The organism is Chryseobacterium jejuense, from assembly GCF_900100075.1.
Lineage (GTDB): Bacteria > Bacteroidota > Bacteroidia > Flavobacteriales > Weeksellaceae > Chryseobacterium > Chryseobacterium jejuense.
This window is the reverse complement of the sequence record NZ_FNEG01000001.1, coordinates 329,568-353,246: the sequence shown is the minus strand read 5'-3', so window position 1 is coordinate 353,246 and position 23,679 is coordinate 329,568. Positions and strand designations below refer to the sequence as shown.

Here is a 23,679-nt window from a genome sequence, read left to right as displayed (position 1 = left end):
TGATTTTCAGTGTATTAATTAGGTAAATTCAAAACCCTACCTATATAAAAAATACTTACTTAACATAAAATAACATTTTCCGTATAAAACAAATATTATCAACTATTTAACTCATGTAAATAAAAAAAGTGGCCAAAAGCCACTTTCAAAATTCATATATTTTATCTTTTTAGTTCAGATAGAACTCATATTTATTAAGCAACTGTATTTCCTTAATAAGATCGCCATTTAGATCCACAGAATGTTTCATAGACTGAACTTCTATATGAGAATCGTCATCAATATTTTTAATAAAGAATTTCAGCTTCTGATTTCCTTTATTTCTATCTAATACTGTTCTGAAGAAATCCAGATCCTCAGGCCTTACATCCATTACATCCATCACTAAGGAAATGCTCTTGGCAAATCTTTCAAATGCTTCCTGAAGTTCTATTACATCATTTACATTCACAAATACCCTTCCGTCTTTTACCTGAGCAAATTTTATTTTAAAGATAACAAACCTCTGTACTTCTAACTTTTCCTTCAATCTCATATAATCCCTGTCCCCTAGCCTGAAAGAATAAGAACCGGAATAGTCTTCCAGGGTTACAAAAGCAACCTTTTCACCACTTCTGAAACCATCCTGAACCCTGTATTCCGTGATAAGACCTGCTACGGTATATTCTTTTCCGCCACCTCCATTTTCTCTTTCTTTCTGAAGGGTTTTCCAGTCTTTCTTTTTTTCTTCAAACAACTCATCCTGCTTATTAGCAAAAGCTTGTTCTTTGTAAGCATCTACCTCATCAAGATTTAAAAATAAGAAATTTCCTTTTGGTTCTGCCTTTTTGGTTGTTTCTTCTATTACTTCTTCCTCTCCTACAGACAATTCATCAGAAACAATTTCAGTAAGATCTGTAGTTTCATCCTGTGAATCTTCTTCCAAAACAGGGGCTTCATCAGTAGTCGTCTTTTCTTCCTCTTCTTTTTCCAAAACCGATTTCTTGGAAAGTCTTCCTTGCATAAATTGGAACTGATATTTAAATTCATCCAGCGGATGGGCAGAAAGATAGAAACCAATGGTTTCTTTTTCCTTGTTGAGCTTATGCATATTAGGCCATTCAGGGCAAGGAGGAAGCTTCGGTTGTTCAATCTGAACCTCATCGGCAAAATCAGCAAACAAAGAAAACTCCATTTCATTTTTACTCTCCTGAAAACTTTGTCCGTATCTAATCAATCTTTCCAGATTAGTTTTTCCAGCCATATCAATATCAAAATACTGACCTCTGTGGAAAGCATCCAGTTCATCAAAAGCTCCTGCAACCACTAAACTTTCTGCGACTCTTTTATTCATTTGGGAAGGTAATATTCTTTCAAAAAAATCATAGATATTTTTAAACCTTCCGTTCTCTCTTTCCTTTGTAATCGCTTCACTTGGCCCTTCTCCAATTCCCTTGATTGCTCCCAAACCAAAACGGATCTGGCCTTTTTCGTTTACTGAGAATTTATATTGAGATTCATTCACATCAGGACCTAAAACATCCACTCCCATACTCTTACAATCCTCCATGAACATTGTAATTGAATCGGTATTGTTAATGTTATTACTCATCACACTCGCCATATATTCAGCCGGATAGTTAGCTTTCAAAAAAGCAGTCTGATAAGCAATAAAAGCATAACACGTTGAGTGAGATTTGTTGAAGGCATATTCTGCAAAGGCTTTCCAGTCATTCCAGATTTTCTCCAGCCTTTCTTCATTAAGGTTGTTTTTTCTACCTCCTTCAATGAATTTAGGATACATTTTGTTAAGAACATCAATCTGCTTCTTACCCATCGCTTTTCTCAGGGTATCGGCCTCACCTTTTGTAAAGTTGGCCAGTTTCTGAGAAAGAAGCATTACCTGCTCCTGGTAAACTGTAATTCCGTAAGTTTCCTTTAAATATTCTTCTGTTTCCGGCAAATCGTAAACAATCTCTTCAATACCGTGCTTTCTGTTAATAAAGTTCGGGATATATTTAATAGGTCCCGGACGATAAAGGGCGTTCATAGCAATAAGATCGGCAAAAACCGTAGGCTTAAGCTCCCTCATGTACTTTTGCATTCCGGGACTTTCATACTGGAAAATCCCTACCGTTCTTCCTTCTTTAAATAACTGGTATGTTTTAGTATCATCCAGTGGAATAAGATCCGGATCAATATCTAATCCATATCTTGCTTTCACCAGTTTTAAGGCATCTTTAATGATCGTTAGCGTCCTAAGACCCAGGAAGTCCATTTTCAGAAGACCTGCACTTTCAGCCACCGAGTTATCAAACTGAGAGACCAGAATATCCGCATCTTTTGCTGCAATGGTTACCGGAACCAGGTTACTCACATCCTCCGGAGTAATAATTACACCACAGGCATGAATTCCGGTGTTCCTGATACATCCTTCCATCTTCTTAGCACTTGCCAGTACTCCGTGACGTGCATCATCAGGACTTTCCAGAACATATCTCATTTCATCAACAAGCATCTGTTCTTCCGGTTTCAGTTTATCATATTTTGCTAATGCTTTCGCAATATTCATCCCTGGTGTAGACGGGATAAGTTTAGCAATATTATTCGTATCAGGAATCGGGACATCCAATACCCTTCCTGCATCTTTAATGGCAGACTTCCCTCCCAGTACAGAATAGGTAATGATCTGTGCCACCTGAGTTTTACCGTATTTCTCAACTACCCATTTGATAATTTTATCTCGCCCTTCATCGTCAAAATCAATATCAATGTCAGGCATGGATACCCTTTCTGGGTTCAGGAACCTCTCAAAAAGGAGATCATATTTAATAGGGTCAACATTTGTAATTCCAATACAATAAGCTACAGCAGATCCCGCAGCAGATCCTCTTCCAGGGCCTACCCAAACTCCCATCTTACGTGCTTCATTACAGAAATCCTGAACAATAAGGAAGTATCCCGGGTAACCGGTATTGGCAATTACCTCCAATTCAAAGTCCAGACGTTCTTTAATTTCATCTGTAATGCCAGTTTCAAAATATCTCTTTTTCGCTCCTTCATAAGTAAGATAGGTAAGATAAGCCATCTCCCCTCTTTTACCACCATCAACGTCATCTTCTGCATGAATAAATTCTTCAGGAATATCAAATTTTGGTAGGAGAACGTCTCTTTTTAAGGTATAAGGTTTAAACTTTGCAAAAAATTCATCATAGGCTTCAAAGGCATCCGGATAAGCAAGAAAGGCTTCTTTTATTTCATCAGAGCTTTTCATATAATACTCCCTGGTAGCTAGTCCTCTTCTCTTCCCAAATCCCTTCCCTATAGGTGTTGTAAGTTTTTCTCCATCTTTGATACAGCTTACAATATCCTGGATATTGGCATCATCTTTATTGGAATAAAAAGTTTCGTTTTGAGCCAGAATCTTAACGTTATATTTATCTGCCAGATAAAGCAGAACCTCATTTAAGTGCTCTTCTTCAGGCAGATTATGGTTTTGAAGCTGAACATAAAAATCTTCTCCAAAAGTTTCACTCCACCACTTAAAACGCTCCTCTCCTTTTTGTTCCCCGGTATTCAGGATAGCATCCGGAATATCTCCTAAAATTCCGGAAGTTAAAGCAATAATCCCTTCTTTATATTCAGCAATCAGCTCTCGGCTAATCCTTGGAACCCCGAAATAAAATCCCTTTAAGAAACCAATACTTGAAAGCTTTGCCAGATTTTTATATCCATTAAAGTCTTTTGCCAAAAGCACCACCTGAGTTCTCCTGTCCGGATCATCTTTAGTAAACTGCTTTTGTTCATACCGGTCTGATATATAAAATTCACAACCGACAACTGGAATTAACGGTGTAGAATCAGGCTCTGCTTCATTGAATTCAGTACCATTTTCTTCCGCTTCCTGTTTTTTGGTTACATATTCTTTATGCTTTTTAGCTCTGTCCCCGTTTGTTCCTTCTACTGCAGAAACAAACTTAAAAGCTCCCATCATATTTCCAAGGTCTACCATTCCGACCGCCGGAAAGTTTTCATCGGAAGCTTTTTTAATCAGATCATTAATGCTTGTAGTAGCCGTAAGCGTTGAGAAAACACTATGATTGTCAAAATTGAAATATTTTCCTAAATCAATTTCATCAATACTGCCAAAATCTTGTTGCTTCTTCTTATTATGGAAATCCGCAACCTGTCTTCTGATAACAATATTGAAAGGCTTTATCGGATCTGGATAAAGACTTTTGAAATAAGCTAACTGGTCTTCTGAAATCTTTAATGTTTCAGCAGGAACAACTCCTATTCTCATCATTTCAAAGAACGCTCTGGCAGTAGCATTTACGTCGGCAGCAGCATTATGGGCTTCATCAAATTTATTCCCATACAGCTTTTCATATAGCTCTTCAAGCTTAGGAGATTTATATCTCCCTCCACGACCTCCTCCTAACTGACAGAAGTCTGTTCCCAGAATCATTGTATCGGCTCTGGGTTTTTCCTGAAGATTGTCTTTGATATTTTTTCTATAAAATTCTGCACCTACAATATTGTAATCAAATTCAACATTGTGTCCTGAAACCACTCTTATCCTTTCAAGAACCTTTGAAAATTCTTCCAAAATCTCATGCAGATCACGTCCTTCTTCATTAGCAATTTTCGTTGTAATTCCGTGAATTCGGGCAGCGTTAAAGGGAATGTCATAGCCTTCAGGTTTTATTATATAATCCTGATTTTCAATTAAATTACCATCATCATCATGCACCTGCCATGCAATCTGAACCATTCTTGGCCAGTTTTCTGAATCTGAAAGCGGAGCATTGAAATTTTTTGGTAAACCGGTTGTTTCTGTGTCAAAAATTAAATACATATAATTTTCTAACTTTTTTATAAAAAAGAGAATGTAAAGTTACTTCATTTTTTCCAATTTCCTGTTGTTAAAGTCCCAACCTTACTATTATAAATATTTAAAAATATAAAAATCAAACATATTTAGTAAATCAAACACGTTTAACCCTAAAAAATGTAAAACATTGATTAAAATATTAAAAAAAATAATATTTAATCATTCTAAATAGATTTTTATAAATATTTTAACCTATATTTGGATCGTTACAATTTTAAATATTTACTAATCATTATGAAGAAACATTTACTTTTGGTCGGTACTTTAGCTATTTCAATGCTAAGTGCGCAAAACAATGAAGGATTAAAAAGAGAGTTTGAAAGACAAAACAAAGTGAACAGCACTAAGTTTGACTCTTATGTTGCAAAAAAGTATGGAAGCACTGGAAAGTCAGCAGACATTCAGAAAACAATTGAAGAAGAAAAAGCTAATCTAGCAGGATTTTTCCGTAACAAACCTTATTTCTACCAAGCAGATGATCAAAATCAAATTTTGAACACTAATGCAGATGCTTTAACTACAGCGGGTAGTGTTGCAGGATTGGCAGGATCTTTCAAAGGAGAAGGTATACTTTATACCATATTTGACGGAGGAAGAATTTATGCCGCACACCCTGCATTTGACAATACACCTGGTAGAATTTCTAACAAAGAAGCTGCTACAAATGCATACAGCGCACATTCTACTGGTGTTGCCAGTATTGTGGGTGCAAAATCATCTCCCCTAACCGCAACAGCAACTGATGGAACAATAAGTACTGGAAATGCAATGGGTATAGCATTAAATTCAACAATGAATTCTTATAGATTTGCTACAACAACCCTACCTGGTAACACAGCTACTAGTACTGTATTTGAAAAAATCCTTTTAGCTCAGCCAAAAATCTCTAACCACTCTTATGGAATTAATTCAGGATGGACTATCGCGACTGTTTCCAATGCAACCGCTCTGGTTTGGAATGGAGATTACTATCCTGCTACCAATACTGAGCCTTATGCTACTTTTGATCTACAAGGCACCTATTTTTCTAATGATCAAAACTATGATAACATTGTATACAATAATCCTACAAATGTTATTGTAAAATCTGCAGGTAATTATTTTGGTATGGGACCAGCCTTACCGGGTGGATCAACAGCTCCTAAGTATTACAAAGACGATAATAATAATAATGTCTTGTTTACAGCAACAGATACCCTTCCAGCAACAAACTGTGGTAATGGTGGAGACTGTATAGGACCTGGTTCTCTAGCTAAAAACATTATTGTCGTAGCTGCTACAGAAATTATCACGACTAATGACCATAGATATACCACTTCAACAGATGTTGTAAAAGCTGATTATAGTAGTGCTGGACCAAGAGATGATGGAGGTATTAAACCAGATATTGCAGCTCCGGGATCAGATATATGGATGGCGTCAACTGCGGAAAACACTGTTGGAAGCATTGCTTGGCAAATCAACAGTGGAACTTCAATGGCTGCACCACAAGTAACAGGGATTATCGGACTTTGGATGCAAATATATAAATCAATGTTTAACAATGCAGATATGAGCGCTGCCACAGCTAAAACATTGATGGTACATTCAGCATCTGAAGCAGGAACTGTAGGCCCTGATGCGTGGTATGGTTGGGGATACATCAACGCGAAAAAAGGAGCTGAACTGTTAGTTGGCAAATCTAATAATACTGTAATTTTCAATGAGGAGACCCTAAACAACGGAAGCACGAACACCCAAATAGTAAATGCTTCAGGAAGCGAACCTCTTAAAGTAACTATTTCCTGGATTGACCCAGAATTTAAGCTTCCTCAAACTATCAGTTGGGAAATTGCGTACAATAACCGAAATTCTAGACTTATAAATGATTTAGATTTAAGAATTACTGACACCTCTACTAATACTGTATATATGCCATGGAAGCTTAATCCTATTAACCCAATAGCTCCTGCAACTAAGGGTGACAATACTGTAGACAATGTAGAACAAGTAGTTATTGATGCTCCTGTAGCAGGAAGAAGTTACAAGATTGAAGTCCTTCACAAAGGAACACTGGTGAACAACGCTACACCAAGTGCTACAGCTCCTCAAAAGTATTCAATTATTGTTACAGGACTTACTCCAGGATCTTTAGGTACCAAAGAAGGTGCTAAAGCTTTAAGCGAACTTGCTGTTGCCCCTTCTATTACGAAAGATGTGACAAATATCTTAAATGCTCCTAAAAAATCAACATTCACTATCTACGATATGTCTGGTAAGAAATTACAAAGCGGAAATATCAACAGTGAAAAAGAAGCAATTAATTTATCTGCTCATCCAAAAGGAATTTACATTGTTGAAGTAAAAACCGATAAAGATGTAGTGACTAAAAAAGTGATTAAAGAGTAATATCTTAACACAATATAAATTTACAGAGGATACTGACAGATGTCGGTATCCTCTTTTATTTTTTAGTAGAACTCATATTTTCATATTCTTTTTCATTAAAAGTCATATTCAATTAGTTCTATTCTAACTATACTTATCTCAACCTGAGCGAAAATAAAATTAAAAAAATTAGAAATAATTTAAATTTTTTAATAAAAAATAAACAATGTAAAAAGGAAATAAAACGCAACAACCTTTAAACATTTATGAAAAAAACTTTATTTCGATTAATCCTTTGATTATTTGTTTAACAAGTGACACTCCGAGAACAAAAAAAAAACAGTTATTGCTTCCGGAAACGAACCTCTGAAAGCAACTATTTCATGGACAGATCCTGAGTATCCAAATGTTGATAATGCTACTTCTTTAACGGATTTATACAACCACAGAATTTCAAAGCTAATGAATGATTTGGATTTAAGAATTGTTGACACCAAAGACAACACCACCCATCTTCCATGGAGACTTGATTATAACAATCCTATGACTGCATTAAAAGGAAATAATACAGTGGACAATGTTGAACAGATAATTGTAGACGCTCCGGTAGCCAGAAGAAATTATAAGATCGTCATTAATAATAAAGGAATCCTGAAAAACAATACAGGCGCTAATACTCCTCAAAATTATTCTATCATTGTAACAGGGCATAGTGAAGTATTAGGAACCAAAGAGTCTAAAGCGGGAGTTTTAAGCAATTTAGCTATTGCCCCTTCTGTTACAAAAGACGTAATAAACATCCTGAAAGCACTTAAAAAATCTACCTTCACAATTTATGATTTATCTGGTAAAAAAATACAAAACGGCACTATCAACAGTGACAAGGAAGTAGCTGATTTATTGGCTCATACAAAAGGAATTTATATCATTGAAGTAAAAACCAACAATGATGTAAATTCTAAAAAAATCATTAAGGAATAATCAACAAATTCATATTTTTTTTGCAAAATACTAACAGTTGTTAGTATTTTGTTTTTTTTATATATATTTGCTTCCTATGGAAAATACACTTCACGAAAAAGTTTCTCAGGATATTTTACTTAAAGCGTACAATCATATGATGCTTGCTAAAGCAATGGCCGACATTTATGAGGAAAACAGAAACATCTGTAAATACGTTCATAGTACTTCAAGAGGCCACGAAGCCATCCAATTAGCAACCGCTTACCAATTAAAAAAAGAAGACTGGGTTTCTCCTTATTACAGAGACGAAAGCATTCTTCTAGGAATTGGTTTTGAACCTTATCAATTGATGCTTCAATTATTGGCTAAAGCTGATGATCCTTTTTCAGGAGGTAGATCCTATTACTCCCACCCTTCAAGCAGGGATGAAAACAAACCTAAGATTATTCATCAAAGTTCTGCAACAGGAATGCAGACTATCCCTACAACCGGTGTTGCACAGGGAATAAAATACATCCAGGATTTCAATCTTCAACAGTTTGAAAACAATCCTGTAGTAATCTGCAGTCTTGGTGACAACTCTGTAACAGAAGGTGAAGTAAGTGAAGCATTACAATTTGCAGCATTACATCAGCTCCCTATCATTTTCCTTGTTCAGGATAATGAATGGGGAATTTCCGTAACTAAAGAAGAAGCCAGAACCTGTGATGCCTACGATTTTGTAGCAGGGTTTACAGGATTAAGCAGAATGAGAGTTGACGGAACTGATTTCGTGGAAAGTTTCGAAGCTATGAAAAAGGCTGTAGATTTTGTAAGAACAGAGAGAAAACCTCTGGTTGTTTGTGCAAAAACAGTATTAATCGGACACCACACTTCAGGAGTAAGAAGAGAATTCTATAGAGACGAAGAAGATTTAACAAAACATAGAGCTAAAGATCCGGGAGAAATCCTTAGAAAACACTTACTGGAAACAGGTACAGATGAAGATCTTTTAAAGCAAATCACAAAAAAGGCACGTCTTGAAGCTGAAGAAGCTTTTGAAAAGGCTAAAAATGCTGAAGATCCAAAGCCTGAAACCGTAATGCAACACATCTTTGCTCCTACTCCAATTACCGAGGAAGTAGGAACTCGTGAGCCTGCTAATGGTGAAAAGATTGTGATGGTAGACGCAGCTATTCATGCCATACAAGAATTGATGTGGAAACATCCTGAAGCTCTTCTTTACGGACAAGATGTAGGTGAAAGAATTGGTGGAGTTTTCCGTGAAACGGTAACTCTTGGAAAGAAGTTTGGAAGCAAAAGAGTTTTCAATACAGCCATACAGGAAGCTTATATTATTGGTTCTACAACAGGGATGAGTGCTGTAGGACTGAAACCGATTGTAGAAGTTCAGTTTGCTGACTATATCTACCCTGGAATTAACCAATTAATTACAGAAATTTCAAAATCAAGTTACTTAAGCGGTGGAAAATTCCCTGTGAGCAACATCATTCGTGTTCCTATCGGAGCTTATGGTGGTGGTGGACCTTACCATAGTGGAAGTGTTGAAAGTATTCTGGCTAATATTAAAGGTATCAAAATAGCATATCCAAGTAACGCTGCAGATTTCAAAGGATTATTGAAAGCTGCTTATTACGACCCGAATCCAGTGGTTATGTTAGAGCATAAAGGACTATACTGGAGTAAAGTTCCGGGAACGGAAGATGCAAAGACCATTGAGCCTGCTGAGGATTATATTTTACCATTCGGAAAAGGAAAAATCATCATAGAAGCTGATAAAAATGAAACGGAAAAAGGCAGAACCTTATTAGTTGTAACGTACGGAATGGGTGTTTACTGGGCAAAAGAAGCAGCGAAGAACTTTAACGGAAAAGTTGAAGTAATAGATTTAAGAACTTTAATTCCTTTGGATGAAGAACTTGTATTTGAAAGAGTAAAAGCTCATGGAAAGTGTATTGTTCTTACAGAAGAGCAGCTTAACAACTCGTTTGCAGAAGCTTTTGCACACCGTATTTCCAAAAATTGCTTCAGATATCTGGATGCTCCGGTAGAAACAATGGGTTCTTTAGATGTACCTGCAGTTCCTATCAATCTGGTACTGGAAAAAGAGATGCTTCCGAATGCAGAAAAGCTTTCCAGGAAGATCGAAGAAATGCTACAATATTAAATCAATATAAAATGAGACCTCTAAAAATATTTAGAGGTTTTTTTATGCTTTTTTTTCATTACTTTTATTTAAGATTATCAAACTCAATTTTAGAACATTATCCCTCAAAGAAACCCGAAACATGAATTTATAACAGGCATTATATGATACTCCCTCCTAAAGTTTGGTACTTATTTTGTCTGCACACAAAACACAATTTCCTTTATGATTACTACAAAATACGTCAACTATAAACAGGTTCTCAATCTATCTGGTGTACATCTTATCTTAATTTCTATCTGGTGTACCCTGATTGCTGTACTTTTTTATTTCTTCAACTGGCATTGGATGACTATCCCATGGGTTCCTGTGGCACTGATTGGTACTGCAGAAGCTTTCTTAGTAGGTTTTAAAAATAACCAAGCTTATGACCGACTTTGGGAAGCCCGAAAAATATGGGGCGGAATTGTGAACTCCAGCCGTTCATTTGCTTCCATGGTACAGGCTTTTGATACAAAAAATGAAGAAATAGGTATTTTTGATCTTGAAGATCGTAAGAAAAAGATCATCAATCGTCATATTGCATGGCTATACACTTTCCGTGAGCAGCTTTTGGTACCCACAGAATGGGAACATATCAGCAGTGAAAATAATAAATTCGGGAATATTAATCTCAGAAGAAACAGATTAATTAAAGCGGGTTTTCCTGACTATGGAAGAGCTCCTATTTTCTTACATAAATATCTTTCAGAAGAAGAATATGAGTTGAAAAGTGAATATAAAAACTTTGCGACCTACCTGATCTCACAACAAGCTAAAGATATCAACGAATTAAAAAATATGAATGCTATCACGGATTTCAATCAGACACAACTTCAAAACAATCTGAATGAGTTTTATGGTTTTCAGGGACAGGCGGAAAGAATTAAAAAGTTTCCTTCTCCAAGACAATTTGCCAGTACAGCATTTGTATTTAATATCCTTTTTATTACCCTCCTTCCCTTAGGACTTGTGAATGAATTTGCTAAGTTGGGAGATTGGGGAATCTGGACTTCCATTCCTTTCTGTATTATTATCGGATGGATCTATATTATTATGGAATTGGTAGGTGATTATTCTGAAAACCCTTTTGCAGGATTAATGTTTGATGTTCCTATGCTTTCCATCTGCCGAACGATTGAAATTGATCTTCTTCAAATGATGGGAGAAACAGACCTTCCTGATCCAATTGCTTCTAAAAACGGAGTCCTGGTGTAACATGAGTAATTAGCAATAAATAATTCTAAAAATCCCAAGAAGTTAATTTTACCACTTTAACTTCTTGGGATTTTTTGTCTCTCACAAAGCGATTGCTGTTGTATTTTTTACTTCGGAAATCATAAATGAGCTGTGCGTGCTTGCGATGTGCTGAAGCGTCGTAAGCTTCGTCAGCATAAAATTCCGGTAGTCTTCAATATCTCTTACTCCTATTTTAAGGATATAATCGTAATCTCCACTTACATGGAAGCATTCTGTAACTTCCTGGAGATTCATCACTTCTTTTTCAAACTGTAGAACAAACTCTTTCTTATGCTGCGTTAATTTTATATGGCACAAAATGATAAAATTACGCTGCACCTTACTTTTATCCAATAAGGCTACATATTTTGAAATAACGCCGGCGTTTTCCATTTTTTTTATTCGTTCATAAATGGCTGTAACTGATAATCCAAGCTTTCCGGAGAGTTCTTTGGTGGTTTGTTTACAATCTTCCTGTAAAAACAGAAGCAGTTTTTTATCCGTATCGTCAAGTTCCATAGATAATTTTTTGGTGGAAGTTTAATATCTCCGAATATAGCCATTATATTTTCTAAATAAACAATATTTTACAGTTTTATATTCTATAAATTCAATTTTATGTTGTAATAATTAGGAAAATAGCGCAAATTAGGCTGGTAAAATAAAAACAATGCTTATGGAAAACTTTAACGCAGCCAACGAGATCCAGGATCTTCAGTATTTTGGCGAATTCGGAGGAGTGAATCCTTCTATTTCTGACAGTTCTACCTATACTTTCCTTTCTGCAAAGACCATGTTTGATACTTTTGAAGGTAATGCAGAAGGATGCTATCTGTATTCCAGACATTCATCACCCATGAATCTTTATCTGGCACAAGCTCTGGCAAAAATGGAAAATACAGAATCTGCCAACGTTACAGCATCCGGAATGGGAGCTATTACTTCTGTTTTGATGCAGGTATGCAAAAGTGGAGACCATATCATTTCAAGCAGAACCATTTATGGGGGAACCTATGCCTTCCTTAAAAACTTTTTACCACAGTTTAATGTAGCAACTACTTTTGTGGACATCAATAATTTTGAGTCTATAGAAAATGCAATTACTCCTAGCACAAAAGTCATCTATTGTGAGAGTGTGAGCAACCCGTTACTTGAAGTGGCAGATCTTAGAAAACTTTCTGAAATCTGTAAAAAGCATAATTTAAAACTCATTGTAGACAATACATTTTCACCGCTTTCCATCTCTCCTCAATTATTCGGGGCAGATGTTGTGATTCATAGCTTAACAAAGTTCATCAACGGAAGCAGCGATACTGTAGGTGGTGTATATTGCAGCAGCCAGGCATTTATTGATGATACTAAAAATGTAAACTCTGGAGCATGCATGCTGTTGGGACCAACAATGGACAGCTTAAGAGCTTCAAGTATTCTTAAAAATCTGAGAACCCTTCATATCAGAATAAAACAGCATAGCCATAATGCCCTATATCTTGCCGAAAGGTTTGAACAGGATGGCTTAAAAATATCCTATCCGGGATTACCTTCTCACAAGAATCATGAACTTATGAAAAGTATGATTGATGAAGAATACGGATTCGGAGGATTATTAACACTGGATGCCGGAACTACAGAAAAAGCCAATGAACTGATGGAAATGATGCAGACGGAAAACCTTGGTTATCTGGCCGTGAGCTTAGGGTTCTACAAAACCCTGTTCTCCTGTTCAGGAAAATCAACTTCGTCCGAGATTCCGGAAGAAGAACGTGCTTCAATAGGTATTTCTGATGGATTAATCAGATTCTCCATCGGTTTGGATCACGATATCAAAAGAACTTACCATAAAATGAAAGAATGTATGCTGAAAGTAGGAGTTCTTAACCATGAAAACATCTCTATATCCTAAATTTTATTGTACAAAAGAAGGCTGTTTCACTTGAAACAGCCTTCTTTATTTTTTATTAGGTTTTGGCTGAAGCCAATGGAATTTTTATTTTTATTGTAAACGGGCTAAAGCCTGTTTCTACTGAATACATCTGTGCCTATTTCGTTTAAAACAAGAAAATTGCGCAATTACTTTTTGTGATAATGGTGCGGAAATGCATCCTCAGCCTTCATTCTCAAAACATTCAGTAAAATCCAGGATTTCAGGAATCCATATCCGTAAGAAAACATCTGAATATAAGTAGAAATTACAGCCATTCCTGCAATACTGATATTTTTCGTCAGTAGTAAAGCATGGAAAAGCACCAAAAAAGTATACAATCCGTAGAAAGAAAGAATAAACCCTTTTCCCATCATAAAATATTCAATAAATCCCATGATGTAGCCTAACATAAATAAGGTAGGAAAAGCAAAGGAAATCTTCACATAATTAGGATGCCTTTGATTAAGAATAGGTCTCGCACATCCAAACTGGTACACCTGTTTGGAGAATTTCCCAAAATCTACCCTACGCTTATGATATACTGCAATATCATCAAAAAAAGCAGTTGTAAATCCGTTTTCCCAAAGAGTCATCGATAGATCCGGATCCTCTCCTATTCTCATTTCAGAAAAACCACCTACTTTTTCAAAGACTGCTTTCTTCACGCCCATATTAAAACTTCTGGGCTGAAACTTTGAAACCGCTTTCTTACTTCCTCTGATTCCTCCAGTAGTAAAAACAGAGGTCATGGAATAAGAAATCGCTTTTTGCATCAAATTAAAACCTTTATGAGCCTTATCAGCACCACCGAATGCATCACAAGGAATCGTTAAGATATCTTTTTTAATATGTTCGATATAATCTTTTTCAACAATCACATCACTGTCTACAAATACCAGCCATTCATTAGCTGCTCTTTGCGCTCCATAATTTCTAGTCAGTCCCGGGCCGGAATTGTCTTTTCTGAAATATTTAATATCTAGAATCTCTTCAAAATTCCTGATCGTAGGTTTCAGATCGATAATTGATCCATCATCAACGATAATAATCTCAAACTCTTTATCAGTCTGTTGGGTCAAAGAAGTCAACAACTCGAAAAGTTCATCCTTTCGGTTGTAAATGGCAACAATAATGGAAATACTAGGCTTCAAATGGAAAATTTTTCAAAATTACTTATTCGCGGAGGAAACCACAAACAGTTTAACAGCTTATTTGGAGAATTAATTTTATGATCTTAAATAAACACTCCTGATTTATAATAAACACACATCACCAAAGCAATAAAGAATGCAATCACAGAACAACTGAAAAGAAGCAGTTTGAAAATGCTTTTGAAATAGTAAAGCTCCATAAGATTCAGAAGAAAAAACAGTAAAGCTGAAATAGCTGTTCCTATTAATGAAGACACAATTAAAGCTGTTGTTTGATCTCCTATTGGCAAAGGTTTATGAAAAACGACAAAAAAGAGAACGACAGACGCAAGAATAAACTTTGCGCTGACTTTCTCTGTAAAATATTTATCTTTTTTCTTATCCTTCTTTCGGGCACGAGCTTCAGAATCCTTTATTGGGCTGGTACCCACAGCAGAAAATACATCTGCTGCAGTTTCCAATATTTCAAAAATATTCCAGGACATATTCTGTTTAAGATTTATCCTCTAATTTATGGATCTTCTTCGTTCCCTCGTACATTTCATATTGTAAGAATCTTGTTTCCAGCTTTCCGTTGAAAAGTTTGATTTTTCTTGATGGACGTAACCCAATTTTTTTCACGGCTTCCAGGTCAGATGAAATTAACCATGCAAGCGTATTTGGATAATTCGTTTTGAATGTATCTCCTATCTTTTTATAGAAATCATCATCGTTGATGGAAATTCTCTCATCATAAGGTGGGTTGAATACCATTAATAATGGGAAAAGATCTTTTTTAGAATCAAAGAAATTTTGTTTTCTGATTTCAATCACATCCTCCATTTCAGCAGCCTCTACATTCATTCTGGCTGCATTCAGCATTCTGGCATCAATATCATACCCTACAATCTTCCCATCAAACTGCCTCACTCTGTTAATTCTAAATTCTTTAATTGTAGAGAATAAATCAGCATCATAATTTTTCCAGTTCTGAAATCCGAATCTTTTTCTGAAAATCTGAGCCGGAAGATCCAGAGCAATCATTGCTGCTTCAATCAGTAATGTTCCGGAACCACACATTGGATCAAGGAAGTTACCTTTTCCGTCCCAACCTGCCAATTGTAACATTCCGCTTGCCAACACCTCGTTAATTGGAGCTTCGCCCTGCTCTCTTCTGTATCCTCTTTTAAATAAAGCATCACCTGAAGAGTCCATAGAAATCATCACTAATTCCCTGTCAATATGAAGATGGAACTTAATATCCGGAGTTCTGGTTTCTACATTCGGGCGTCTTTTATGTTTCTCCTGAAAATAATCTACAATAGCATCCTTCATTTTTAAAGTCACAAACTGAGAATGCTTGAAGGTTTCAGAATTTACTGTAGCATCAATAGAAAAAGACTGATCTACATCCATAAATTCATCCCATTCAAATTTGAATAATCTGTCATAGAACTGGTGCTGGTTAAAAGCCTTAAACTGGTGGATCGGAACCAGGATTTTTAAAGCCGTTCTAGCAGAATAATTGATCTTATAAAGAAAACCAAGATCTCCTTCACAATTAACCGCTCTGTTTTTCACTTCAACCTTTCTTCCCCCTAATTTCTTGATTTCTTCCGCCAGAATTTGTTCTAATCCGAAGAATGTTTTGATCTGTATTTGTAGATTTTCTATATCCATAATTTTAAATTAAAAGTTTTAAAGCATTAATAATTAAAAGATTAACCACCCAAACCATCGGTTAATTGAATTTTTCAATCTTTCCATGTTGTAAAATACTTTGCTTTTAAGACCACAAATTTAGTTATTTTTGCATTATGGAATGGTTTGAATCTTGGTTTGATACCCCTTATTATCATTTGCTTTATAGCAACAGAGACTATACTGAAGCAGAAAACTTCATTACAAAACTTACTGCGGACCTACAGCTTCCGCCTCAATCTAAGATCATTGATCTTGCCTGTGGAAAAGGAAGACACTCTGTTTTCCTCAACAAATTGGGCTATGATGTTTTAGGATTGGATCTTTCAAGACAGAGTATTGAATCTGATAAACAATATGAAAATCAAACCCTGATTTTTCAGGTTCATGATATGCGAAACCCGATTGATGCAGATCCAATGGATGCCGTTTTCAATCTATTTACAAGTTTTGGTTATTTTGATAATGAAAATGATGACAAAAAGGTTTTTCAATCTGTATATAATGCTTTGAAACCCGGAGGATATTTTGTTCTGGATTATCTGAATGAGGAATATGTAAGAAATACAATGGTTCCTGAAACAATGATTACCCGTGGTGATATTGATTTTAAAATTCTAAAAAAAATCGAAGGCAGACATGTTATTAAAGATATCCGTTTCGAAACAGAAGGTCAGCCTTTTCATTTCTTTGAAAAAGTAAAACTTCACACCTTGGAAGCTATTCATACCTATGCTTCAGAATGTGGTTTTGAAAGAGTAAAAATCTGGGGAGATTACCAACTGAATGAATTTAATAAAGAGAGTTCCCCACGTTGCATCAATTTATTTAAGAAAAAATAATGATAACAGTACTTTTACTGATTTTAAGTGTATTAGCCGGAGTTTTTCTGGGAAAACACTTTGGTAAAAAAGAAAAGCTGGCTAAAAATCTATTGGTATTAAGTGCCGGTTTCCTGATTACAATCTGCCTGAACGAAGTTTTTCCTGAGGTTTATACTTCTTCAGCGGGCAGCAATCTGGGAATATTCGTTATTGCAGGAGTTCTTCTGCAAATGATTCTGGAAGCACTTACCAAAGGCTTTGAACATGGACATTTCCATCATCATGGCGAGCATAATATCCTACCAATGGCTTTAATGGTAGGACTTTTCATTCATGCATTTATTGAAGGAATTCCATTGGCTAATGAAGAGCATGAGCTATCTCCTTACCTTTTAGGAATTGTATTTCATAATCTTCCTATTTCATTTATTTTGGGAGCATTTTTATTCAATAGAAAAGGAGAATCAAAAGGTTCATCGTCTTACCCTTCTCTATTAATCGTAGCTCTTTTTGCATTGGCTTCCCCTATGGGAATGTTATTGGGAAATTATTTTAATCCAAACCTTCAGCCGTATTTTCTGGCTATCGTAGGCGGAATTTTCCTTCACATTTCATCCGTGATTATTTTTGAAAGCAATAAAAACCATAATATTGACTGGGTTAAAATAGGACTCGTAGTATTAGGTGTTTCCCTGGCTCTGATTATGCATCTTTTCCACCATCATTAAAACTTATTTTTAAACATAAAAAAAGCTCTGAATTTTAAAATTCAGAGCTTTTATTTTTATTTCATTATATCAATTGGAAATTAGAATTTCCAACCAACCGTAAGAAAGAAGTTATTTCTGCTGTTTTTAACCTCACTTACTGCGTAATCATCACTTGTATAGATAGATTTTGAACCCAGTGAATAATAAGCACTGTCATAATCAGTTCCAACAACCGATCTCATGAAAGGATTACTATATTTTGAAGTTACATTTTGATAAGAAGCATCAATATAGAATGATTTGAAATCATATCCAATACCAAAAGAAAGCAAGTTTCTGTCGCTCAGCATAAGATTACTATATGATTGATCTCCTATGTTACCAGCATTATCAAATCTGCTGACAGTAAGTGCATCAAAAGGACTGGATAAATAAGAATATCCACCTCTTAATCTCAGTTGTTGTACTCTATATTCTGCCCCAACTCTTACTTCTGACATGTTCTTATAATTCTCCTTAAAGAAAGAATTCAGATCTCTTTCTACTAGTCCATATACCTTATAATCAGGTTTTGTAAGACCTAATGTATAATCCACGTTCAATGAAAAGTTTTTACTGGCTACAAATGCAGCACTCACAGTTGCTTTAAGCGGAGAAGTGAATTTTCTATCTTCAGGAGCTATACCATTTCCATACTGTGGATTATTGTAAAAGCTAAACTCACGATCAATATTCCAGAATGTAGGTGTTTCAAGAGATGCTCCTACTCTGAAATTAGGACTTAACTTTCCAATTACCCCTAATGAAGCAGAGAAACCGGAAGCCCTTTCCGAGTAAGGAGTATCCTGTCTTTCAAAAACATCAACATAATTATTTTTATTCATTCGTAGCCCTAATCTATCATACTGATCTACCGAAGCATTGAAAAAGTTCAGTCCTGCTCCAATATAGAAAGTATGATTGTAATTAGCTCCGACACCGAAACTCATTTTTGATAAATTCCCATATCTTGAATATGCATGTCCGTCTAATGAAGCAGCTCCATCAGGCAAAGCAGCTGTTATATTAGCATTTCCCGGAGTCTGTATAACATTATCAAGGGATTGATTAGAAAAATTAACCCCGATATTAATAAACTTCCATGCTGATTCAGTCATCAATGGAAAAGCAATTACTCCGCCAGCATTTCCCAAATCCCCTCTCGTTTTGCTATAATCTATAGTCTGTCCCCCAAAAGAAGTTTTGTTCTTATTACCCATAATAGATAAAGTTGCAGAAACCTCTCCTGAAATAGCAACTCCTAAACCTGCCGGGTTAGTAAGCAGCGAATTTGCATCCCCTCCCAATGCTCCATTAGCACCTGCCATTGCATTAAACTTGGCAGATCCCACCATAGGAGTACTTGAATAAACATCTACAGTATTTCTTATTAATGAAACATCTTGAGCCTGCGCAAAAAATGCGGCAGAAATACCCATTAATACTAAAGATTTTTTTAACATTATTTTTTTAATAGTTTTTTATGAAGTTGAATATTATCTGAAGCCACCGGATCTAAATCCACCGCCACCGCCGCCGGATGAACCGCCTCTAAAGCCGCCACCGCCTGATGATCCACCAGATCTAAATCCACCGCCGGAATTATTATTAAATCCACCACTGTTTCTAAAGCCTCCGGAATCACCGGATCTGAAACCGCCATTATTGTATCTTGGCTGTTGTGGAGGAGTAGAATTACGGAATCCACCTGAACTTTCATTTCTGAAACCTCCATTTGAGTTCCCGTTTCTGAAACCACCAGAGTTTCCATTTCTGAACCCACCTGAACTTTCATTTCTGAAACCTCCATTTGAGTTCCCATTTCTAAAACCACCGGAGTTTCCATTTCTGAACCCACCTGTAGGATTACTTCTAAATCCGTTACTATCTCTGAATCCGTTGGTAGCAGTATTTGTTCTGTATACAGCGTTGCCCATTCCTGATCCACTGTTTCCACTTCTCATATAAACTCTTCTGTTATAACCACCTCCCCAGTAGCCACCTCCGTAGCCCCATGGGTTTCCATAATAGCCACCCCAGAATGGATCATAATATCCGCCCCAATAAGGAGAATATCCCCATGGACTTCCCCAGCCAATAGAGCCTCCCCAGCCCCAGCCGAAGGATCCGCCCCAACCCCATGATAGACCAGCACCCCAGCCCCAGCCACGGTTCCAGCCCCAATATGGATTATATCCTCCATACCAGCCCCAAGGAGATCCCCAGGAATTGTCATAGTAATTGGTTTGAGAACCTGCATACATTCCCCAGTCAGAGTTTGTAGCATTTCCCCAGTTGGCATCCACATCACTCCAATCGTTATATTTATTCTGCTGTTCTCTGGAATTCGTCTGTGCATTCTGAATCACATTAGAATCCTGATAGTAGTCGTAGTAATCTCCTACTCTGTTTCCGCCACCATTAATGATAACTCCTTCCGGCAGCGTATCCTTATTAGGGTCATAATATACCCCATCCGTCTCGCTATACCCTCCCATCTGAGCACCACAAGACATAAGCAATAATCCACCTGATATTGCTAATATCCCTTTGGATTTTAGCAGACCAAGCAAATTTTTATGTATATTTCTTTTCATGATAACGTAAAAATTTTTAATTTAAATTATATTTGCAATCTGTACCAAAAATGTACCAATACTGATTAAAAAATCTATCAAAAATAGATTTTTATTTTTAGATAACAATAATGTGCAAAAGTTAAAAAAATTTTAAAAGATAATGGCAAAATTAACCTCAAGAAGCGAAGATTACAGCAAATGGTATAACGAGCTGGTTGTAAAAGCTGATTTAGCTGAAAACTCAGGAGTACGTGGATGTATGGTAATCAAACCGTATGGCTATGCAATCTGGGAAAAAATGCGTGATGAAATGGATAAGAAATTCAAAGAAACAGGTCACGTTAACGCATATTTCCCGCTTTTTGTGCCCAAGAGCTTATTTGAGGCTGAGGAAAAAAATGCAGAAGGTTTTGCAAAAGAATGTGCAGTAGTTACCCACTACAGATTAAAAACCGATCCTGACAATCCTTCAAAACTGATTGTAGATCCGGATGCAAAATTGGAAGAAGAACTTATTGTTCGTCCTACCTCTGAAGCAATTATCTGGAATACCTATAAAAACTGGATCCAGTCTTACAGAGACCTTCCTATCCTTATCAACCAATGGGCAAACGTTGTACGTTGGGAAATGAGAACCCGTCTTTTCCTTAGAACGGCAGAATTCTTATGGCAGGAAGGGCATACAGCTCATGCTACTAAAGATGAAGCGGTAGAAGAGGCTGAAAAAATGAATAAAGTATATGCAGATTTTGCAGAAAACTTTATGGCAATGCCTGTAGTTCAGGGATTAAAAACACCTTCTGAAAGATTTGCAGGAGCAGATGAAACTTACTGTATTGAAGCATTAATGCAGGATGGTAAAGCTCTTCAGGCAGGAACATCTCACTTCTTAGGACAGAATTTCGCAAAAGCATTTGATGTGAAATTCACGAACAAAGAAGGAAAAATTGAACATGCATGGGCAACATCTTGGGGAACATCTACGCGTTTGATGGGAGCTTTAATTATGACCCACTCTGATGACTTCGGATTGGTATTGCCTCCAACATTGGCTCCAATTCAGGTAGTAATTGTTCCTATCTTCAAAGGAGAAGAGCAATTGGCACAAATTAGTGAAGTGGCTTTAGATATTCAGGCTAAATTAAAAGCTAAAGGTATTTCTGTGAAGTTTGATAACGACACTCATAACAAACCAGGATGGAAATTTGCAGAATATGAATTGAAAGGAGTTCCGGTAAGAATTGCAATGGGACCAAGAGATCTTGAGAACAAGTCGGTAGAAATTGCGAGAAGAGACAACCTTACTAAAGAAGTTCGTTCTATCGAAGGTTTAGATACTTATATCGAGGAATTATTGAAAACGATTCAGCAGGATATTTATAACAAAGCATTTGAATTCAGAAAAAATAACATCACTAAAGTAGATACTTACGAAGAATTCAAGAAAGTTCTTGAAGAAAAAGGTGGATTTATCTATGCACACTGGGATGGTACTGATGAAGAAGAAGAGCAAATTAAGGACGAAACGAAGGCTACTATCAGATGTATTCCGTTAGATGATGACATTGAGGAAGGTATTTCATTGATTTCCGGAAAACCATCTAAGAGACGTGTATTATTCGCAAAAGCGTATTAATAATTTTAACGATTTTAGAAAATTTCGTTAATTTTTCAACAATTATTGAAAAAAAAATGACATTTAGACGGATTTTTGTTTAAATTTATCTCAACATTAATCTAAAAAAATTTATTATGTCTTTAAATGTCATTGATTTAATTAAAGGACAATTAGGTCCTGCTTTGGTTTCACAGGCTGCTTCACAGTTTGGAGAAAGCGAATCAGGAATTTCTAAAGCAATTGGTGGCTTGTTACCTGCTGTAGTAGGTGGATTAGCCAATAACGCAGACAACCCTGGCGTTGTGGATGCTATTACGAAAGCCTCTTCAAGCGGAATTTTAGGAAACTTATTAGGTGGATCATCTAGTAACCCTATTATTACCACTTTATTATCTTCTCTTTTTGGAGATAAAGTAGGCGGATTAGTGAATTCCATTGCCAGTTTTTCGGGAATCAGCAACAATTCTGCAGGTTCTTTGTTAAACCTGGTTACCGGGGCTACAGTAGGCACAGTAGGAAAATATGCAGCAGACAATAATTTGGGTGCTTCAGGTATTTCCGGCTTACTGAATGATCAGAAAGGCATTATTTCTTCTTTATTGCCGGCAGGTCTTTCTTTGGCTTCTTTTGGATTAGGAGCTGAAAATTGGTTCGGTCAGGCTAAAGAAACCGTTTCTTCAGTAACTTCTACTGCTAAAGATAACATCGCTGAAGGTGTTGCTACAGCAAGAGAAAATGTTACCGATGGAGCAAGAGAAATAAGAGAACAATTTGAAAATAACAACAATAATCAAGGCGGAGGCTCAATCTGGAAATGGTTGCTTCCGCTTTTATTATTAATAGCAGCTGGATATTTCCTTTGGAAACAGTGTGAGAAGAAGCAAACGACGACTACAATGACTTCTACCTCAGACTCAACAGGAACACATACAGATACTGCTTCTGCAACGACATCCACTCCAGCTACCACAGCTACTCCTGCAGCTAAAACCGATGAAAACATCGACCTTAACGGAGTAATGCTGAAAGGATACAAAGGTGGTATGGAAGATCAGATGATTTCATTCCTGAAATCCGGAGGATACAAAAATGCAGCAGATGATGCTGTATTGAAAGAAAAATGGTACGATTTCGACCATGTTAACTTTAAAATGGGTAGCTCTACTGAGTTAGAGGCTGGATCCCAAGGACAAATGGAAAACTTAGTAGCGATTCTTAAAGCTTTCCCTGATTCAAAAATCAAAATCGGTGGATATACTGATAAAACAGGAAACGAAGCTTCTAACGTAAAACTATCTCAGGCAAGAGCTGACTTCATCAAAGCTGCTTTAGCAAAAGCAGGAGTTGGTGCTCAGGTACTTGGAGCTGAAGGTTACGGAAGTAAATTTGCTAAAGTAGACGCAAAAGCTTCTGATGCTGAAAGAGCTGCTGACAGAAAAATGTCTGTAAGATTTGCTAAATAATCTTTAGAATCAATAAAAATTGAATCCCGGAAATCACTTTCCGGGATTTTTTTATGCTATCTTT

The 23,679-nt window shown here is 36.3% G+C and carries 16 protein-coding genes; 9 read left to right on the top strand and 7 right to left on the bottom strand.

Going from position 1 to position 23,679, the window contains the following annotated elements; translation table 11 throughout:
- Window positions 1–169: 169 nt before the first annotated feature.
- Window positions 170–4,837, bottom strand: a complete 4,668-nt coding sequence (gene dnaE, locus BLS98_RS01585; protein ID WP_089732931.1) for a DNA polymerase III subunit alpha — start codon at window positions 4,835–4,837, stop codon at window positions 170–172.
- Window positions 4,838–5,107: 270 nt separating this feature from the next.
- Here dnaE and BLS98_RS01580 point away from each other — a divergent pair, with 270 nt between their 5' ends.
- The 4 genes from BLS98_RS01580 (at window position 5,108) to BLS98_RS01565 (ending at window position 11,606) form a co-directional block, all read left to right on the top strand.
- Window positions 5,108–7,261 (top strand): S8 family peptidase, encoded by a 2,154-nt coding sequence (locus BLS98_RS01580; protein ID WP_089732929.1) that lies wholly within the window; start codon window positions 5,108–5,110, stop codon window positions 7,259–7,261.
- Window positions 7,262–7,702: 441 nt separating this feature from the next.
- Complete coding sequence (locus tag BLS98_RS01575) at window positions 7,703–8,221, top strand: T9SS type A sorting domain-containing protein (RefSeq protein WP_228425432.1); 519 nt, start codon at window positions 7,703–7,705, stop codon at window positions 8,219–8,221.
- A 76-nt stretch (window positions 8,222–8,297) separates the two neighbouring features.
- Window positions 8,298–10,370: an alpha-ketoacid dehydrogenase subunit alpha/beta gene (locus BLS98_RS01570; protein WP_089732926.1), complete on the top strand. Its 2,073-nt coding sequence runs from the start codon at window positions 8,298–8,300 to the stop codon at window positions 10,368–10,370.
- Window positions 10,371–10,574: 204 nt separating this feature from the next.
- Window positions 10,575–11,606 carry a bestrophin family protein gene (locus tag BLS98_RS01565; RefSeq protein WP_089732923.1) on the top strand — a complete coding sequence of 344 codons (1,032 nt, stop codon included), beginning with the start codon at window positions 10,575–10,577 and terminating at the stop codon, window positions 11,604–11,606.
- A gap of 81 nt (window positions 11,607–11,687) precedes the next feature.
- Here BLS98_RS01565 and BLS98_RS01560 read toward each other — a convergent pair whose 3' ends face one another.
- A complete protein-coding gene (locus BLS98_RS01560; RefSeq protein WP_089732921.1) occupies window positions 11,688–12,146 on the bottom strand; it encodes an Lrp/AsnC family transcriptional regulator in 459 nt (152 codons plus the stop codon).
- A 157-nt stretch (window positions 12,147–12,303) separates the two neighbouring features.
- On the opposite strand from BLS98_RS01560, the gene BLS98_RS01555 reads away from it, so the two are divergent.
- Entirely contained in the window at window positions 12,304–13,530 is a 1,227-nt protein-coding gene (locus BLS98_RS01555; protein ID WP_089734392.1) for an aminotransferase class I/II-fold pyridoxal phosphate-dependent enzyme, read from the top strand.
- Window positions 13,531–13,697: 167 nt separating this feature from the next.
- Here the strand turns inward: BLS98_RS01555 and BLS98_RS01550 are convergent, their stop codons facing one another.
- The 3 genes from BLS98_RS01550 to BLS98_RS01540 form a co-directional block, all read right to left on the bottom strand.
- Window positions 13,698–14,702: a glycosyltransferase family 2 protein gene (locus BLS98_RS01550; protein ID WP_089732919.1), complete on the bottom strand. Its 1,005-nt coding sequence runs from the start codon at window positions 14,700–14,702 to the stop codon at window positions 13,698–13,700.
- Window positions 14,703–14,785: 83 nt separating this feature from the next.
- Window positions 14,786–15,187, bottom strand: coding sequence for a hypothetical protein (locus BLS98_RS01545; RefSeq protein ID WP_089732917.1), 402 nt, complete (start codon window positions 15,185–15,187; stop codon window positions 14,786–14,788).
- Between the two features lie 7 nt (window positions 15,188–15,194).
- Window positions 15,195–16,361: a THUMP domain-containing class I SAM-dependent RNA methyltransferase gene (locus tag BLS98_RS01540; protein ID WP_089732915.1), complete on the bottom strand. Its 1,167-nt coding sequence runs from the start codon at window positions 16,359–16,361 to the stop codon at window positions 15,195–15,197.
- A gap of 137 nt (window positions 16,362–16,498) precedes the next feature.
- Here BLS98_RS01540 and BLS98_RS01535 point away from each other — a divergent pair, with 137 nt between their 5' ends.
- Together BLS98_RS01535 and BLS98_RS01530 are read left to right on the top strand one after the other, a co-directional pair.
- Window positions 16,499–17,224, top strand: coding sequence for a class I SAM-dependent DNA methyltransferase (locus BLS98_RS01535; protein WP_089732913.1), 726 nt, complete (start codon window positions 16,499–16,501; stop codon window positions 17,222–17,224).
- Window positions 17,225–17,226: 2 nt separating this feature from the next.
- On the top strand, window positions 17,227–17,934 hold the full coding sequence (locus BLS98_RS01530; protein ID WP_089734390.1) for a ZIP family metal transporter: 708 nt from the start codon (window positions 17,227–17,229) through the stop codon (window positions 17,932–17,934).
- Window positions 17,935–18,014: 80 nt separating this feature from the next.
- Here BLS98_RS01530 and BLS98_RS01525 read toward each other — a convergent pair whose 3' ends face one another.
- Both BLS98_RS01525 and BLS98_RS23705 read right to left on the bottom strand, forming a co-directional pair.
- On the bottom strand, window positions 18,015–19,418 hold the full coding sequence (locus BLS98_RS01525; protein WP_089732911.1) for an OmpP1/FadL family transporter: 1,404 nt from the start codon (window positions 19,416–19,418) through the stop codon (window positions 18,015–18,017).
- A gap of 33 nt (window positions 19,419–19,451) precedes the next feature.
- Window positions 19,452–20,552: a prolyl-tRNA synthetase gene (locus tag BLS98_RS23705; protein WP_167356153.1), complete on the bottom strand. Its 1,101-nt coding sequence runs from the start codon at window positions 20,550–20,552 to the stop codon at window positions 19,452–19,454.
- Between the two features lie 142 nt (window positions 20,553–20,694).
- Here BLS98_RS23705 and proS point away from each other — a divergent pair, with 142 nt between their 5' ends.
- A complete protein-coding gene (proS, locus tag BLS98_RS01515) occupies window positions 20,695–22,170 on the top strand; it encodes a proline--tRNA ligase (RefSeq protein WP_089732909.1) in 1,476 nt (491 codons plus the stop codon).
- 116 nt (window positions 22,171–22,286) lie between these two features.
- Entirely contained in the window at window positions 22,287–23,615 is a 1,329-nt protein-coding gene (locus tag BLS98_RS01510) for an OmpA family protein (protein WP_089732907.1), read from the top strand.
- Window positions 23,616–23,679 lie beyond the last annotated feature (64 nt).